At 42.9% G+C, this 14,937-nt stretch carries 14 protein-coding genes and 1 pseudogene; 9 read left to right on the top strand and 6 right to left on the bottom strand.

Annotated features, from left to right (window positions below):
- The first annotated feature begins 3 nt into the window (after positions 1–3).
- The 6 genes from cheR to BDE27_RS08570 all read left to right on the top strand — a co-directional run bounded on the left by cheR (position 4) and on the right by BDE27_RS08570 (position 3,874).
- On the top strand, positions 4–891 hold the full coding sequence (gene cheR / locus BDE27_RS08595; protein ID WP_099131245.1) for a protein-glutamate O-methyltransferase CheR: 888 nt from the start codon (positions 4–6) through the stop codon (positions 889–891).
- Positions 884–1,936 carry a protein-glutamate methylesterase/protein-glutamine glutaminase gene (locus tag BDE27_RS08590; RefSeq protein ID WP_099131244.1) on the top strand — a complete coding sequence of 351 codons (1,053 nt, stop codon included), beginning with the start codon at positions 884–886 and terminating at the stop codon, positions 1,934–1,936. Before cheR ends, BDE27_RS08590 begins: the two co-directional genes overlap by 8 nt.
- Before the next feature lie 80 nt (positions 1,937–2,016).
- On the top strand, positions 2,017–2,406 hold the full coding sequence (gene cheY / locus BDE27_RS08585) for a chemotaxis response regulator CheY (RefSeq protein WP_074019627.1): 390 nt from the start codon (positions 2,017–2,019) through the stop codon (positions 2,404–2,406).
- A gap of 9 nt (positions 2,407–2,415) precedes the next feature.
- Positions 2,416–3,072 carry a protein phosphatase CheZ gene (cheZ, locus tag BDE27_RS08580; RefSeq protein WP_099131243.1) on the top strand — a complete coding sequence of 219 codons (657 nt, stop codon included), beginning with the start codon at positions 2,416–2,418 and terminating at the stop codon, positions 3,070–3,072.
- A gap of 123 nt (positions 3,073–3,195) precedes the next feature.
- Positions 3,196–3,525, top strand: a complete 330-nt coding sequence (locus tag BDE27_RS08575) for an alpha/beta fold hydrolase (protein ID WP_099131242.1) — start codon at positions 3,196–3,198, stop codon at positions 3,523–3,525.
- A complete protein-coding gene (locus tag BDE27_RS08570; RefSeq protein WP_147423940.1) occupies positions 3,518–3,874 on the top strand; it encodes an alpha/beta fold hydrolase in 357 nt (118 codons plus the stop codon). Before BDE27_RS08575 ends, BDE27_RS08570 begins: the two co-directional genes overlap by 8 nt.
- Here BDE27_RS08570 and BDE27_RS08565 read toward each other — a convergent pair.
- Positions 3,871–4,434, bottom strand: a complete 564-nt coding sequence (locus BDE27_RS08565) for a recombinase family protein (RefSeq protein WP_099131240.1) — start codon at positions 4,432–4,434, stop codon at positions 3,871–3,873. The two genes, BDE27_RS08570 and BDE27_RS08565, sit on opposite strands and share 4 nt — an antisense overlap.
- Before the next feature lie 317 nt (positions 4,435–4,751).
- Here BDE27_RS08565 and BDE27_RS08555 point away from each other — a divergent pair, with 317 nt between their 5' ends.
- From BDE27_RS08555 to flhA, 3 genes are all read left to right on the top strand, one after another.
- Complete coding sequence (locus BDE27_RS08555; RefSeq protein WP_099131239.1) at positions 4,752–6,128, top strand: alanine/glycine:cation symporter family protein; 1,377 nt, start codon at positions 4,752–4,754, stop codon at positions 6,126–6,128.
- A gap of 195 nt (positions 6,129–6,323) precedes the next feature.
- Complete coding sequence (gene flhB / locus BDE27_RS08550; RefSeq protein ID WP_099131238.1) at positions 6,324–7,475, top strand: flagellar biosynthesis protein FlhB; 1,152 nt, start codon at positions 6,324–6,326, stop codon at positions 7,473–7,475.
- On the top strand, positions 7,468–9,555 hold the full coding sequence (gene flhA / locus BDE27_RS08545) for a flagellar biosynthesis protein FlhA (RefSeq protein WP_099131237.1): 2,088 nt from the start codon (positions 7,468–7,470) through the stop codon (positions 9,553–9,555). The genes flhB and flhA overlap by 8 nt, the downstream gene beginning before the upstream one ends.
- A gap of 99 nt (positions 9,556–9,654) precedes the next feature.
- Here flhA and BDE27_RS08540 read toward each other — a convergent pair whose 3' ends face one another.
- The 5 genes and pseudogenes from BDE27_RS08540 to BDE27_RS20395 form a co-directional block, all read right to left on the bottom strand.
- Complete coding sequence (locus BDE27_RS08540) at positions 9,655–10,596, bottom strand: fimbrial protein (RefSeq protein WP_099131236.1); 942 nt, start codon at positions 10,594–10,596, stop codon at positions 9,655–9,657.
- 12 nt (positions 10,597–10,608) lie between these two features.
- Positions 10,609–13,092, bottom strand: a complete 2,484-nt coding sequence (locus BDE27_RS08535) for a fimbria/pilus outer membrane usher protein (protein ID WP_099131235.1) — start codon at positions 13,090–13,092, stop codon at positions 10,609–10,611.
- A gap of 73 nt (positions 13,093–13,165) precedes the next feature.
- The gene (locus BDE27_RS08530) at positions 13,166–13,837 is read right to left on the bottom strand and encodes a fimbrial biogenesis chaperone (protein WP_099131465.1); all 672 of its coding nucleotides are present in this window, start codon (positions 13,835–13,837) and stop codon (positions 13,166–13,168) included.
- A gap of 130 nt (positions 13,838–13,967) precedes the next feature.
- Positions 13,968–14,519, bottom strand: coding sequence for a fimbrial protein (locus BDE27_RS08525; RefSeq protein ID WP_099131234.1), 552 nt, complete (start codon positions 14,517–14,519; stop codon positions 13,968–13,970).
- Positions 14,520–14,768: 249 nt separating this feature from the next.
- Positions 14,769–14,889 (bottom strand): annotated as a pseudogene (locus BDE27_RS20395) (IS1 family transposase); the annotation flags it as partial.
- Positions 14,890–14,937 lie beyond the last annotated feature (48 nt).

Below are 14,937 nucleotides of genomic sequence, written 5' to 3'. Positions count from 1 at the left end.
CAGATGAAAGCCAATTCAATAGCTTCAGATACTGATGCTACTGTGTCGCTGAACTTTATGCTTCAACGACATGCTTTATCGGATGCGCAATTTGAGCGCATCTGCCAGTTTATCTATCAACGGGCTGGCATAGTACTGGCAAAAAATAAGCGTGAGATGGTATACAACCGTTTAGTCAGGCGGCTTCGTCTATTGGGACTTAATGATTTCGGTCAATATCTGTCGATTTTGGAACAAGACAGTCACAGTAAAGAATGGGAATCTTTCATTAATGCATTGACCACTAATCTCACCGCATTTTTCAGGGAATCCCATCATTTTCCTATTTTGGCGGCACATGCCAGCAGGAAAAATGGCGGGACATACCGCGTTTGGAGCGCTGCCGCTTCAACGGGAGAGGAGCCATATTCTATTGCAATGACCTTGTGTGATGCACTGGGGCATCGGTCAAATCGGATAAAAATCATTGGCAGTGATATTGATACTAGTGTGCTGGAAAAAGCCAGTCGGGGTGTTTATCGGCTGGAAGAATTACAGTATCTGAGTGAAAGCCAAAAGAAAAAATATTTTTTCAAAGGGGTTGGTCGCTTTGCAGGATATGCACGGGTTCGTCCTTTACTTGCTGAATTGGTGAGTTTTCAGCATTTGAACCTGCTCGATTCTGATTGGGCACTCGAAGGTAAATTTGATGCAATATTCTGCCGTAATGTCATGATTTATTTTGATAAAAAGACACAGGAAAGGATCTTGCGTCGTTTTGTCAATTTCTTAAAACCGGATGGTTTGCTCTTTGCAGGGCATTCCGAAAACGTCACTCAAATCAGCCGAGAGTTCTACTTGCAAGGGCAGACCGTTTACGGTGTAGGTCGGGCAAGGAGGGGTCATGAATAAAATAACTGTTCTTTGTGTGGATGATTCGGCGTTAATGCGTCAAATCATGCGGGAAATTATCAATAGTCACCCTGATATGGAAGTCGTGGACTGTGCGCCGGATCCATTTGTTGCCCGCGATTTAATCAAAAAACACAATCCGCAGGTATTAACATTGGATGTTGAAATGCCGCGCATGGATGGCATTGATTTTCTGGAAAAATTGATGCGGTTACGTCCTATGCCTGTCGTGATGGTTTCTTCTCTGACAGCAAAAGGTTCGGAAATTACATTGAAGGCATTGGAACTGGGGGCGGTGGACTTTGTGACTAAGCCACAATTGGGTATCCGTGAAGGTATGTTAGCTTATAGCGAACTGATTGCCGAAAAAATCCGTGCCGCAGCCCTGGCTAAAATCAGTCCTGTGGAACCGATATCTGTAAGTACAGCACCATTGAATTTTAAGCCACTATTATCCAGTGAAAAACTAATCGCAGTAGGGGCATCGACAGGAGGAACAGAAGCAATCAAAAACCTGCTGCAACCCCTGCCGATCACCAGTCCGGCTTTATTAATTACTCAACATATGCCTGCGGGTTTCACCCGTTCTTTTGCACAACGACTTAATAAACTGAGTCAGATCACGGTAAAAGAAGCTGAGGATGGGGAACGTGTCCTGCCGGGACATGCCTACATTGCACCTGGCGATCGTCATATGGAACTTTGCCGCAGCGGCGCTAATTATCAAATCATGATAACTCATGCCCAGCCAGTTAATCGCCATCGTCCTTCTGTTGATGTTCTCTTTCGTTCCGTTGCCAAGTATGCCGGGCGTAATGCGGTAGGCGTTATTTTAACCGGTATGGGTAATGATGGTGCTGCGGGCATGCTGGAAATGAAACAGGCAGGGGCTTACACATTGGCCCAAAGCGAAAAAAGTTGTGTCGTATTTGGCATGCCACGGGCCGCGATCCAGTTAGGGGCGGTGGATGAAGTCATGGATCTTCAAAAAATCAGTAAAACTATGCTGACCAAAATCAGTGCGGGGCAATCGGTTCGTATTTAGTCGTTGTATTTGGTAGTTGTATTTGATGTTAATTTTTGCAGCGCTGTGCTGCTGGATAAGTGAAATTCCAAGGAGTTTTTATGGCAAGTAAGGATCTGAGATTTTTGGTCGTCGATGACTTTTCAACTATGCGTCGCATTGTGCGTAATCTACTGAAAGAGTTGGGGTTTAACAATGTAGATGAAGCACAGGATGGGGCAGAAGCGTTGACTAAACTCCGCACTGCCGAATTTGATTTTGTTATTTCTGACTGGAACATGCCAAATATTGATGGCCTTGAATTGTTGAAAACGATTCGCAGTGAAGAAAAACTGGCAGCTTTACCTGTCCTGATGGTAACGGCAGAGGCAAAAAAAGAAAATATTATTGCAGCAGCACAAGCCGGAGCCAGCGGTTATGTTGTGAAACCGTTTACTGCGGCTATTTTGGAAGAGAAACTCAATAAAATATTTGAAAAATTGGGGCTCTAAGGAGACAAAATGAGTGAAAATCCAGTCATGCCGAGAAATGAGGCGATCTCAACCAGTGAGATAATCAGCCGTATTGGGCAGCTAACCAGAATGCTGCGCGATAGTTTACGTGAACTGGGATTGGATCAAACCATCGCTCAGGCGGCTGAAGCGATCCCGGATGCAAGAGAGCGATTGAATTACGTTGTTCAAATGACAGCACAAGCGGCTGAAAGGGTGTTGAACTGTGTTGAAGTCGCGCAGCCCCGTCAGAATGAATTGGAAGTGTCAGCAAAAGCTTTAACCCAACGTTGGGATGAATGGTTTGCAAATCCGAAAAACTTGGATCTGACCGATGCTCGCTCACTGGTAACGGACACGAGAAACTATCTGAATCTCGTACCTGATCATACTTCATTTACCAACACCCAATTGCTTGAGATTATGATGGCGCAAGACTTTCAGGATCTTACTGGGCAGGTAATTAAACGGATGATGGAAGTCATTCAGGAGCTGGAAAAACAATTGGTCATGGTATTAATGGAAAATATGCCTTCTGACCAGATGGCTAAAGCGAAAAAAGAGAACGACAGTCTTCTCAACGGCCCTCAAGTTAACCAGAATGGTACTGGGGTTATTACCAACCAAGAACAGGTTGATGATTTATTGGACAGTTTGGGTTTTTGATAACGAGTGTAATTACTTTAACGAACAGAATTTTTATATTTTGGCTGCGCTTGGGTGAGCAGGATAGCTGGCCCAAGCGCCTGCTTCGATGGCATTAATCCAGGCTATGCAGAGGAAAATATTGTGGAGTCAATTGATAAAGTGATTAAGTTAAAAGATTCATTGGTGTCTTACCACAAGGTATTTCCAGAAAATAAGCGAAGTAACAAAAAACCAATAGTCTTCCTGCATGGCACAAATAGCAGCGGTAACAGTAGCTTTGGAGAGATAAAAAAGGCATTTAGCAGTGAGCGAGCCGTTATAATCCCTGATTATGCAGGATGTGGAAATTCTGAACTACCGTTAGAAACATTGACCATTGAGCATTTGGCGGAACAGGTTGCTGTTGTAATAGAAGATAGCAGTAATATTTCTATTGATATTCAATACTTGGTTACATTTGGAATTGAATGATAAATCATCAGCAATGGCTTTCGCTTTATCACATGCCCTAAGTCCTGAATTTATCTCATCGTTGGGACATGAAACCATACAGCGGATCTGCTCTCAACCGGCAGAAAAAGAGATAGAAAAACGTATTGCTTTGGGATTATCCATAGATATAAAAGAGTATCTTACTCAAATAGATAAAAACACACTGGTTATTGGATTAAACAGTGATACGTTAATCCCGCCTTATTTGGTGCGTGAAGTTTATAAAAATATTAACAACAGTACATATAAAGAGATTAATAGTGGTCACGCGGTACAGATTGAGAAACCAGCAGAGTGGATTAGTCTGATAAAAGATTTTATAAACTAATTAACCACTTTCCCCACGGGTAAATACTTATAAATTGTTGACAACGATACATTATAAATAATCGATAACTGCTTCCGGCTATGCCCTTTATTCAGTAATCTGGCGGCCTGTTGTCGATTTTCCTCGGTAAACACTACTGGCCGTCCACCAATGCGCCCCTGTTCCCGTGCTGCGGCTAAACCGGCATTGGTTCTTTCTACAATTAGTTCACGTTCCATTTCTGCCAGTGCACTCATTACATGGAAGAAAAACCTTCCCATTGCCGTGCTGGTATCAATACTGTCAGTCAAACTTTGAAAATGAACTCCGCGTTCATGTAGTTCTGAAATCAGTGTGACCAGATTCTTCACACTGCGCCCCAGCCGATCCAATTTCCAAACCACTAGTGTATCGCCAGATTTAAGATGCTTTAAGGCACGTTTTAACCCTGGACGATTAGCCGTTTTCCCGCTGATCTTGTCTTCAAAAATCAGCTCACAGTGAATACTGATTAACGCATTTCTTTGTAAATCACTATTTTGGTCATTTGTTGACACTCTGATGTAACCAACTCTTGCCACTGATAATCCTTGAGTCATTCTAGAAACTATGTGAAAAGCAAATAATACCCATTTATTCGCTATAAAAAACCTTTAATTTATTTAATGGCGAGATAAAAATTTAGAGATGGAGAGGGAGATATCAGAATCAGTGATGTAAGAAGAATTATTATCAATAAGATTGATAAAGAGTAACCATAACGAGTGACTTAACTCACAGTATCAATTTTTTCTTGCCAAAGATACTCAATTAACCCTCGCTTATTTTCCTAAAATGCTCTTTATTTAATTGAAATAATTTTGTTACCAACTTGTTATATTGAATGCCGAGGGTGTATATGGAATTAATTACACAATGGTTAGCTGCACTAAACGGGGTAGTATGGGGCGTTCCTATGCTAATTGGGCTTTTGGGGATTGGTATCTTCATGCAAATCCGCTTGTCCTTCTTACCGATCCGTAAATTAGGCACGGGGTTCAAATTACTCTTTCAAAAAAATGAACAACGAGGTGAAGGTCAGATTTCACCTTTTAACGCACTAATGACAGCATTGTCAGCAACAATCGGGACTGGAAATATCGCGGGAGTGGCGACAGCCATTGTGATGGGCGGACCGGGAGCTATGTTCTGGATGTGGATGACCGCATTGGTGGGCATGGCGACGAAATATTCAGAAGCGGTATTGGCAGTACGCTTCCGGGAAACCGATAAAAGCGGTAATTACGTTGGCGGTCCGATGTATTACATCAAAAACGGCTTGGGTAAAAAATGGGTTTGGCTGGGAACACTCTTTGCTTTCTTTGGCAGTATTGCGGGTTTTGGTATCGGCAATACAGTACAAGCCAACTCTGTCGCTGACGTATTGCAAAGTAACTTTGGTATTGAAAAAACCATTACCGCCGGCATCTTGGTCGTTTTGGTTGGTGCCGTGTTAATTGGCGGTATCAAACGCATTTCTGATGTTGCAGGTAAATTAGTGCCTATTATGACTGTTGGTTATTTTGGGGCAGGGGTTATTGTTTTGGCACTCAATTTTACAGCTATTCCCGATGCATTTGCTTTAATCATCAAATCAGCTTTCACTCCCGTTGCGGCGCAGGGTGGATTTGTTGGTGCAGCCGTTTGGGCGGCGATCCGTTTTGGTATTGCCCGTGGTGTATTCTCTAACGAAGCGGGCATGGGAAGTGCACCTATTGCCCATGCAGCGGCAAAGACCCAAAACCCCATTCGTCAGGGTTTGATTGCCATGCTGGGAACCTTTATTGATACGATCATCGTCTGTTCCGTGACGGGCTTGACCATTGTTATTACCGGTGGCTGGCTGACAGGTCAAACAGGTGCAACACTGACCGCAGCTTCCTTCTCAGTCGTGATCCCAGGAGGCAACTATATCGTTGCTGTTGCTTTGGCTATTTTCGCCTTTACAACCATCTTGGGGTGGAGTTTTTACGGTGAGAAATGTATCCAATATTTATTGGGTCCAAAAGCTATAGTGCCTTTTCGTATCGCCTGGATTATCGCGTTGCCGATTGGAGCTACTCAGTCATTAACATTTGTCTGGTTGTTGGCAGATACCCTTAATGCCATGATGGCGATCCCCAACCTGATAGCAATTGCCTTTCTTAGTCCGGTTGTCTATCGCCTGACGAAAGATCATATTCGTGATGTTAATGCCGATAGTATTGATATTAAGGCATCAGTTAAAACGGATTGAAAAACGATTTGAGATGGCTGGTAACAGCCATCTCAATTCAAGACCGTTGTCATAATGCTCCAAATACCCCCGCAAATTTTGCAGTGTTCCCGCCATTGAATTTCTGGGCTTTTGTCATGCTTAACACAATTTTATTTGCCTTCTCCTAAAGGCAAATATTCTGCATGTAATCACGAACGCTCACCAAGGAAAGCTGTGGCTGAAGATAGCGATCTCGAAAAAACCGAAGAACCCACGCCCCATAAACGGGAAAAAGCTCGCAAAGAGGGGCAAATTGCGCGTTCTAAGGAACTTACCTCAATCCTGATGTTAGCGGGAGGGGTAAGTTTGTTGTGGATGAGCGGACAATCGATTACCCATGAACTTTCCCTGATGGTGTTTGAAGGATTCAATTTTGACCATAACATGGTCAGTAATGACAAACAGATGGTGCAACAAGTCGGTCGGTTACTGAAACAGGCGGTTTGGGCATTGCTGCCGGTTTTTGTCGGATTGGTATTGATTGCCCTCAGTGCGCCAGCGTTGATGGGCGGGTTGTTATTCAGTTCAAAATCGATCAAATTTGACTTGGCTAAGCTGAATCCCATTTCGGGTTTGAAAAAAATCTTTTCCATGAATGCACTGGCGGAATTATTCAAAGCCATCTTGAAGGCATCACTGGTGGGAGGTGGCACAGCCCTGTTTATCTGGCTTAATTGGCCTACTATGCTCAATCTGGCTGCTCAGCATCCGTTGATAGCCTTGAGTGATGCTATGATGATGCTGATTTTTGCCAGTTATATTGTCTTATTTATGTTGATACCCATGGTGGCGTTTGATGTGCTTTATCAGATCCGTAGTTACTTGAAAAAATTGAGAATGACCCGTCAGGAGATCAAGGATGAATTTAAGGAGCAAGAAGGGGACCCGCATGTAAAGGCAAGAATTCGTCAACAACAGAGATCGGCTGCGCGTAAGCGCATGATGACGGATGTGCCGAAGGCGGATGTCATTGTCACCAACCCGACTCATTACGCCGTTGCCTTGCAGTATGACAGCAAAAAAATGAGCGCCCCCAAAGTATTGGCAAAAGGGACAGGACTCATTGCCTTGCGCATTAAAGAAATTGGTGCGGAAAATCGCATCCCATTACTGGAAGCTCCCCCCTTGGCTCGAGCGTTGTTTCGCCATGCTGAGGTTGGAGGCTTTATTCCTGCGGCGTTATATGCTGCTGTCGCAGAAGTGCTTGCCTGGGTTTACCAATTGAAACGTTGGAAACAGGAAGGTGGCCTGAAACCGAAAAAACCTGAAAATCTGCCAGTGCCGCCAGCACTGGATTTTGCTGGAGAAAATAATCGTCATGGCTAATCTGGCCTCATTATTACGTTTATCGGGGAATATAAAAGGCTCCCAGTGGCAAATGCTTGCAGGGCCTGTTCTGATCCTCATGATCTTGTCGATGATGGTACTGCCGTTGCCACCATTCCTGCTTGATCTACTATTCACTTTCAACATTGCGCTTTCCATCATGGTCCTGCTGGTGGCAATGTTTACCCGCCGGACGCTGGATTTTGCCGCATTCCCGACCATTTTGCTGTTTTCAACCTTACTGCGCTTATCACTTAACGTCGCTTCCACGCGAATTATCCTGATGGAAGGACACACGGGATCTGCCGCAGCAGGGCAAGTCGTGGAAGCTTTTGGTCATTTCCTCGTTGGCGGTAATTTTGCCATTGGTATCGTGGTCTTCGTTATCTTGATCCTGATTAACTTTATGGTCATTACCAAAGGTGCAGGGCGTATTGCAGAAGTCGGTGCGCGCTTTGTGTTGGATGGAATGCCTGGTAAACAGATGGCGATTGATGCTGATTTGAACGCTGGATTGATCGGCGAAGATGAAGCTAAAAAGCGTCGTGCCGAGGTGACACAGGAAGCAGATTTCTACGGTTCAATGGACGGTGCGAGCAAATTCGTACGTGGCGATGCGATTGCCGGATTGATGATATTGGTGATTAACATCGTTGGTGGCTTGATCGTTGGTGTTGCCCAACACAGTTTGTCTTTGGGGGATGCCGCGGAAGCCTATACTTTGCTGACCATCGGTGATGGATTGGTTGCCCAGTTACCTGCATTAATTATTTCCACAGCGGCAGGTGTTATTGTAACGCGTGTAGCGACAGATGAAGATGTTGGTCAGCAAATGGTGACCCAACTTTTCAACAACCCTAAAGTCATGATGTTGAGTGCAGGTGTACTCGGCCTGCTTGGGTTGGTGCCGGGAATGCCTAATTTCGTCTTTTTGTTATTTACGGTGGCTTTGGCGGGTGTAGGCTATTTCCTATTGCGTAAGGACAAAAATCCGCTTGTGACACAACATGAAGAGATGAAAGCGGTGGAAGAGCAGCAACAAACCGCAGAAGCCTCATGGTCTGATGTGCAACTGGAAGATCCACTGGGAATGGAAGTAGGTTATCGTTTGATCCCAATGGTGGACTTTCGTCAGAACGGTGAATTGCTTGGTCGTATTAGTGGTATTCGCAAAAAATTCGCGCAAGAAGTGGGATATTTGCCACCCGTCGTACATATTCGTGACAACCTTGGATTGGCGCCAGCCAGCTACCGTATCATGATGAAAGGTGTAGAAATTGGACGTGGTGAAGCCCATCCGGGACGATGGTTGGCGATTAATCCGGGCGGTGCTGTGGGCGAATTACAAGGTGACTTGACGACAGATCCAGCCTTTGGCCTGGCTGCTGTCTGGATTGATGACAGTCTGAGGGAACAGGCGCAAGTGCAAGGCTATACTGTCGTGGCGGCCAGCACGGTTGTTGCAACTCACCTAAACCATTTGCTCACCCAGCATTCCAGTGAGCTATTTGGAAGACAGGAAGCGCAGCAATTGTTTGAGCGTGTCAGTCAGGAAATGCCGAAATTGACAGAAGATTTCATTCCTGATGTCGTGAGCCTGACAACTTTGCATAAAGTTTTGCAAAACTTGCTGGCGGAACAAGTGCCGATCCGCGATATGCGTACTATTGTTGAAACACTGGCAGAACATGCTCCGGTACAGAAAGATCCTTATGAATTGACTGCCATGATTCGAATCGCGCTTGGCAGGGCGATTGCCCAGCAATGGTTCCCAGGTGCGGATGAAATCAAAGTCATTGGTTTGGATGCGGGTTTGGAAAGATTGCTGCTGCAAGCACTGCAAAATGGTGGGGGATTGGAGCCAGGCCTGGCAGAAAGTTTGGAACGTCAGGCGGCAGAGGCATTGGAGCGTCAGGAAATGCTGGGAGCGCCACCGGTATTATTGGTCAACCATGCACTTCGTCCACTGTTGTCTCGTTTCTTGCGTCGTGTACTGCCTCGGTTGGTTGTACTGTCCAACCTTGAAATCACCGACAATCGTCAAATCAGAATGACGGCAACGATTGGTGGTGCGAGGTAGTCTTGATAAGAAAAAAATAATGAATATAAGGTGATCATTTAGGTGATCACCTTATTATGGATTAATCTGAACTAATACAGGTGAATGGCTACCTCTCAATTACTTATAATCGACAGTGAAGGTGGCTGTAGCATTAACGCTACCGGCAATGACAATATTACTAGTCTGATAATACTTTGCCTTATATGACAATGTCTTCAAAGAATTTATTATGCCAAGAGCTTGCTGTTCACCAAACTTTACAGGATTGTCTCTGTCATCTAACATCTGAATACCGATCCCTGTTGCTGATGAGGTTGAATCAGCATTTATCACTCCATTTGTATTAGTCTTTCCCGGCTCCCAGGTAATATTCGCGTTCGGGGATCCTTTGCATTGCACATTAATCTCGAAAGAACGTCCACCGGCAGTATCACCTATGCTTTTAAAGTGATTTTTTGATACGGCTCCCATCGGGACATTAACAATCGGTGTGGTTATTTCACAAGATCTTGCCGTGACGTTAAAAGAAGGGATTTTATAAGTGAAAACCGTATTCTTATTTTTAGTATCAGCCATCGTTATTATTATTTCATTGACTATTCCTGATTGAACATCACTATTGATCTCTATATAAAATTTACTGCTCAATATTCTGTTTCCGGTGCCGATCCCTCTTGAACTGCCCATATTCATAATCTGACTCACTACACCATTAGGTTGGAGTTCCCATTTAAATCTGACACCAGGAAGACTGGTTTCATAAAAGTTATTTTTGGGGGAACTTACATTTACTCCAGTCATGGATTTTACGTATATATGTTGACCGGATATATTGCATCTTATCCTCATCTCGTCACTGGAAGCACGTTTTATGTTTGGCAAATTTTTATAGTCAACATAAATATCATCAAATTTGACTATTTCCTGCATTCTATTAGCATTACATACTGCTGCTATAACCTGAGTTGAATAACTCCCCGCGACAATAACAATTAATAATACCAATAAAAAGTTATTAGCTTTAATCTGAAAGTGATTATTACGTTCAACATTAAACATGATAAATTCCTTTTAGTTGCGGCAATCAGCAGTCAGGCGTAATACGCCTGACTTTTCGGGCAGCATTGATAAATCTGTTTTTGCACGACATTGTTGACCCTTATTTTTTCCCCATTGTACTTTTATTTCTGCCTGTTCGGGGACAGCATTCAAATACAACTCACCATCATCACCAACAATCCCGCTACTGTCACTGTTTATTAACGCGGCACTGGCACCGAAAGGCACAGGTTTACCGTTGTAACATAATGTCACCAATATACGGTACCCTTGGCGGACGCGAAAATCGGCAGCAATCACGGCACCGCGAGTCGGTACAATGTGTTGCACTGAATTGTCAAGGTCAACGCCATCAGCCAGCATTTCAGTATCCAGAGCAACCCGGTTGTAGGTATAAGGTTCGATCGACGGGATTACGGCATAGCCACGTGAATCCGTTTTAATTCCACTGTGATTTAAAATTTTTGTTTCTGCTGCACCAGCCGCTTTGACCAGTGCTACGGTCTCACCCAAGGATTGGGAAAACGTAATACCGTCTTGATGGGCGACAATACCGCCAGACAGCCCGTAGTTAAGTGATTGGCTATTATCACTGTAGCTGTAGCCCAGATTCACACGACCAGAAGAATGGCTATATTCCAGCGAAGCACCACCGCTCGCCCCTTCCATATTATTGCTGTGCTCTCCGTGGATACTATATGACAAGGCATGATCGTCCAATGCGCTGCCACTAATCGTCAGTTGTTGGCTTCCCCGACTGTGGCTATTTCTATTCATGCTGTAAGTTACCCATCCATTAGGCAGCCACTGATCCAGTGGAATAGAAATGTTAAACGATGCCTGTATATCCTTACTCTTAATGGATTCATGATTGGCATCGTAGGAAAGATTCAACCCATAACTGATCCCAGCAAGGTTAATGTTATAACCTGCAGATAATGATTGGTTGGTGCCTTGTTTTCCCCAGTAATCTTGCTGATAGGCAGACACATAAATATTGCCAAAATTCCCCATCCCTTGGTTTAGGGTTAGCTGTAATTGGCTACGCTTATTTTGTGCGTGGCTGGCTCCTTTTCTTACTGAATATTCATTTGCCTCTGCAAATGAATAGTATTCTGGTGTGGAATAGCGATACCCGGCCAATGTCAGGGATGTCCCCGTTGTCTCGATACTTTTCGTATATTGGATTCGGTACGATTGCCCTTGTTTATGTTCATTCTCCTGCAACCAGGCATCTGCTTGTGTCATATCCAGAGAAATCGCCCCAAAATTACCTAAACTAATCCCCAGGCCAGCGTTAAACGCCCGGTAGTTTTCTGCTACCTGAATACCAGATAGCAAACTTAACCGATTGGAGAGTCCATAGATAAATGTTGCTTCGCTAAAATAAGGTTTATCAGCGTTGGCATTTGAATAACGGTAACGCCCCAGGGTAACCTGATATTTTAGTTGCCCTTCTCGCTGCATCATTGGCACTGATGAAAATGGTTGCACAAATTTACGCTGCTGCCCGTCCTTTTCGGTGATCGTGATATCCAAATCACCGGAGCCGGAGGTTGAATAAAGATCCGTAATAACGAAAGGTCCCGGCGGAACATAGTTTTCGTAGATGACGTAATTATTTTGGCGAATCGTTACGCGCGCATTGGTTTGAGCAATACCACGGATAATTGGCGCAAATCCACGCTGGCTGCTGGGTAACATTAAGCTATCGGATGTCATAGACGCACCGATAAACGGCACGCTTTCAAATATATCTCCGTTAGTAAAGGTTTCGCCAAGAATTAGTTGGCTTTTTAGTTCCAGAATGTCCCGTTGGATGTAGCTGTTAATGGATGAAAAACGACTCTCACCTTTATTTTTTCCAGAATTATAGTCATAAACAGATTGATTCCTTATGCGCCAGGCTCCGATATTTATTCCGCTTTGTAAATTTAAAAAATAACTTTGGTTTTTTGTATTTTTATTATAATTTTCCGATCCACTAAAATTATAACTCATTAAAAATGCTGATTCTCCATGTTGCCATAAATGTGATGCCACAGTGTCTCTGGCTTGATTATCCAAAGCTGCTTGTGGAATGCTGATGTCCAGACGTTGCCCATAGAAATCAAATGAAGTCGATGCCTGTAGAATATATTCGCTAATATCATCAATAGTTTGCTCAGGAGAGAGTTTCATCAGCGCAGGAAAAGCTGACATTTTCACGCCAAACTGTTTTAAATTATCGACCGTTAGTTGTGGAGACAGTTTTCCGTTTTCCAGTTTAATAAAATTAACCTGTTTTGTTTCTTTCTCTTGTCCGTTAAGAAATATGTTCACCTGATACTGACCCGGTAATTGACCACCGGGGAATGAAAATGCGCTCAAATCAATCACCGATTGAGTATCATCTAATTCCAATGCTGATAATCGAAAATAATCCTGTGCCGTGACGGGTAATGATAACAATATGGAAAAACATAAAATAAAGATTGAAAGCAAACATGTTGGCATAATTGAGTCGCCACTCGTTCTATTTTTAAAAAATATGATTTTTCGTCCCCAATATTTAACTTTTATTTTCTTTTTAAGGCAGGTTTTTAATTATTTCTTTGCTTATGCCACCATGACTGTTAATACTATTCCAGCTGACTAAGCCTGATGATTCAGATGGCAGAACGAAATACGCTACACCTTGTGGAGCGATCATATCAGTACCTGTCAGGGTTTTACCGGCCACTTTGAGCTGCCCGATGGTTACGTAATAATTACTGGGGTTTCTGACCTCAAGTTGGTGACCAATGCGACAAAATGTCAGCGTCTTATAAGCCTCTTCAGAATCACCTTCAATGCCTTCTGGCCGATAAAACAATTTGATTCTGGTTTTCACCGCAATCAATAAAGTATTCTGTTCGTTTTCTTGTATGGCAGGGATAGACTTCACATTAAGGTAAAAAACCGATTCCCTATCCTCAGGTAGATTACCGCCGATACGGACAATACGAAGAATACTTTCTTTGCCAGCATCCAAACGAAATAGCGGCGGCGTCACAATGAAAGGCGCTTTTTCTCCTTTTGAATCAGTACTGATAAAAGACTGAATTAAATAAGGCCGGCTTTCGTCAGCGTTTTTCACTGAAATTGAAGTTTCTTTTTTATTTCCTTTATAAATAACGCGGGTTCCACCAATAGTTACACCCGCCCAGGACGGAAATATAAAAAACAATAAGAATATAAACGTTATTTTTTTCGTTAACATATACGATATAAATATTTTTTTTATTTTATGTTTCATTATTACATGACTACTTATGATGTTAATAGCTCCTGACCGCAGCCATAAAAATGCCTCTGCGGCTAGGGAATAAATTTTTATAAATAATTAATTTTTATTTGTAATTTATACTAAAATTAAGTGTGGCATCGGCCTTTCCGGCTTTAACGCTTTGTCCATTAGATACATAAGCCACTTGTAAAGGTATTTTCATATCAGCCTCGTTGATTTCAATTATTGGCAGCTTAGGAGAGGAAGAAAGATCTATTTGCTTACCTGTGCTATTATAAATACCAATGCCAATTCCGGCTGCGGCTGTTCCAGAAAGTCCATCTAATGCTAACAGCCTGTTATCGACGGAATCCAGTGTACTCCCAGAAAGTGTGACTTCCATGGTAAGAGGTGTAGTAGTAACAGGACACCCGGTTAATTTAATACTAAAAGGCTTTTTGCTCCCCGCAATTTCAGTTCCTTTTTTTCCTATATCGCTCATGTGATATGTCCCCATGTTCACAATATTGCCAGAAACATCACTATTACACGTTGATTCTACAATGTCCCCGTGGAATTTTACTGACCCAGTTGTTACCGGAAAGGCCGCATAAGAAATACTACTTACTGAAACCAATATTGCAGCAATAAAAGATGAAACTAAAATATTTTTCATTTACATATCCATAACAATCATAATATAAAACTACTTATTATGCATAACGCAAAATAATAAAGCGTTATAACAAAAAGATCTCGCGCACAGTTTTCTGTGCGCAGAAGAAAAATTTACCTTATGAATCAAAAAAGATCAACAAAACTATCGGTATTCACGATCAATTAACAATATATTGATAGGATTTATCAATCAAGGAGAAGTGAAGAATTTGAGAGAGGCATTTCTACATAAGCGATGGTTTTTTCTTTTTTTATCAAAAGCATACCTAAGACAGTGGCGTTGTTTTTTTGTTGCCGACAAAAGACCATTGTTCATCCAACTCGCAAATGAGCGTGACATCGTCGTAAGCTTTTCGTCTCGATGTTACCTACTTCCATGCCTACGTACCAGTTCTGTTTGGCCACAATATCGGCAA

This window comes from Xenorhabdus ehlersii (assembly GCF_003610465.1).
GTDB lineage: Bacteria > Pseudomonadota > Gammaproteobacteria > Enterobacterales > Enterobacteriaceae > Xenorhabdus > Xenorhabdus ehlersii.
The sequence above is the reverse complement of the archived record's forward strand: the minus strand, read 5'-3'. Positions and strand labels throughout refer to the sequence as shown.

Excerpts from the sequence above, each read along its gene's own strand:
- BDE27_RS08590 (WP_099131244.1), top strand. The coding sequence starts at position 884 with ATGAATAAAATAACTGTTCTTTGTGTGGATGATTCGGCGTTAATGCGT.
- BDE27_RS08530 (WP_099131465.1), bottom strand. The coding sequence starts at position 13,837 with ATGTTAACGAAAAAAATAACGTTTATATTCTTATTGTTTTTTATATTT.
- cheZ (WP_099131243.1), top strand. The coding sequence starts at position 2,416 with ATGAGTGAAAATCCAGTCATGCCGAGAAATGAGGCGATCTCAACCAGT.
- cheY (WP_074019627.1), top strand. The coding sequence starts at position 2,017 with ATGGCAAGTAAGGATCTGAGATTTTTGGTCGTCGATGACTTTTCAACT.
- BDE27_RS08525 (WP_099131234.1), bottom strand. The coding sequence starts at position 14,519 with ATGAAAAATATTTTAGTTTCATCTTTTATTGCTGCAATATTGGTTTCA.
- BDE27_RS08555 (WP_099131239.1), top strand. The coding sequence starts at position 4,752 with ATGGAATTAATTACACAATGGTTAGCTGCACTAAACGGGGTAGTATGG.
- cheR (WP_099131245.1), top strand. The coding sequence starts at position 4 with ATGAAAGCCAATTCAATAGCTTCAGATACTGATGCTACTGTGTCGCTG.
- BDE27_RS08540 (WP_099131236.1), bottom strand. The coding sequence starts at position 10,596 with ATGTTTAATGTTGAACGTAATAATCACTTTCAGATTAAAGCTAATAAC.
- BDE27_RS08535 (WP_099131235.1), bottom strand. The coding sequence starts at position 13,092 with ATGCCAACATGTTTGCTTTCAATCTTTATTTTATGTTTTTCCATATTG.
- flhA (WP_099131237.1), top strand. The coding sequence starts at position 7,468 with ATGGCTAATCTGGCCTCATTATTACGTTTATCGGGGAATATAAAAGGC.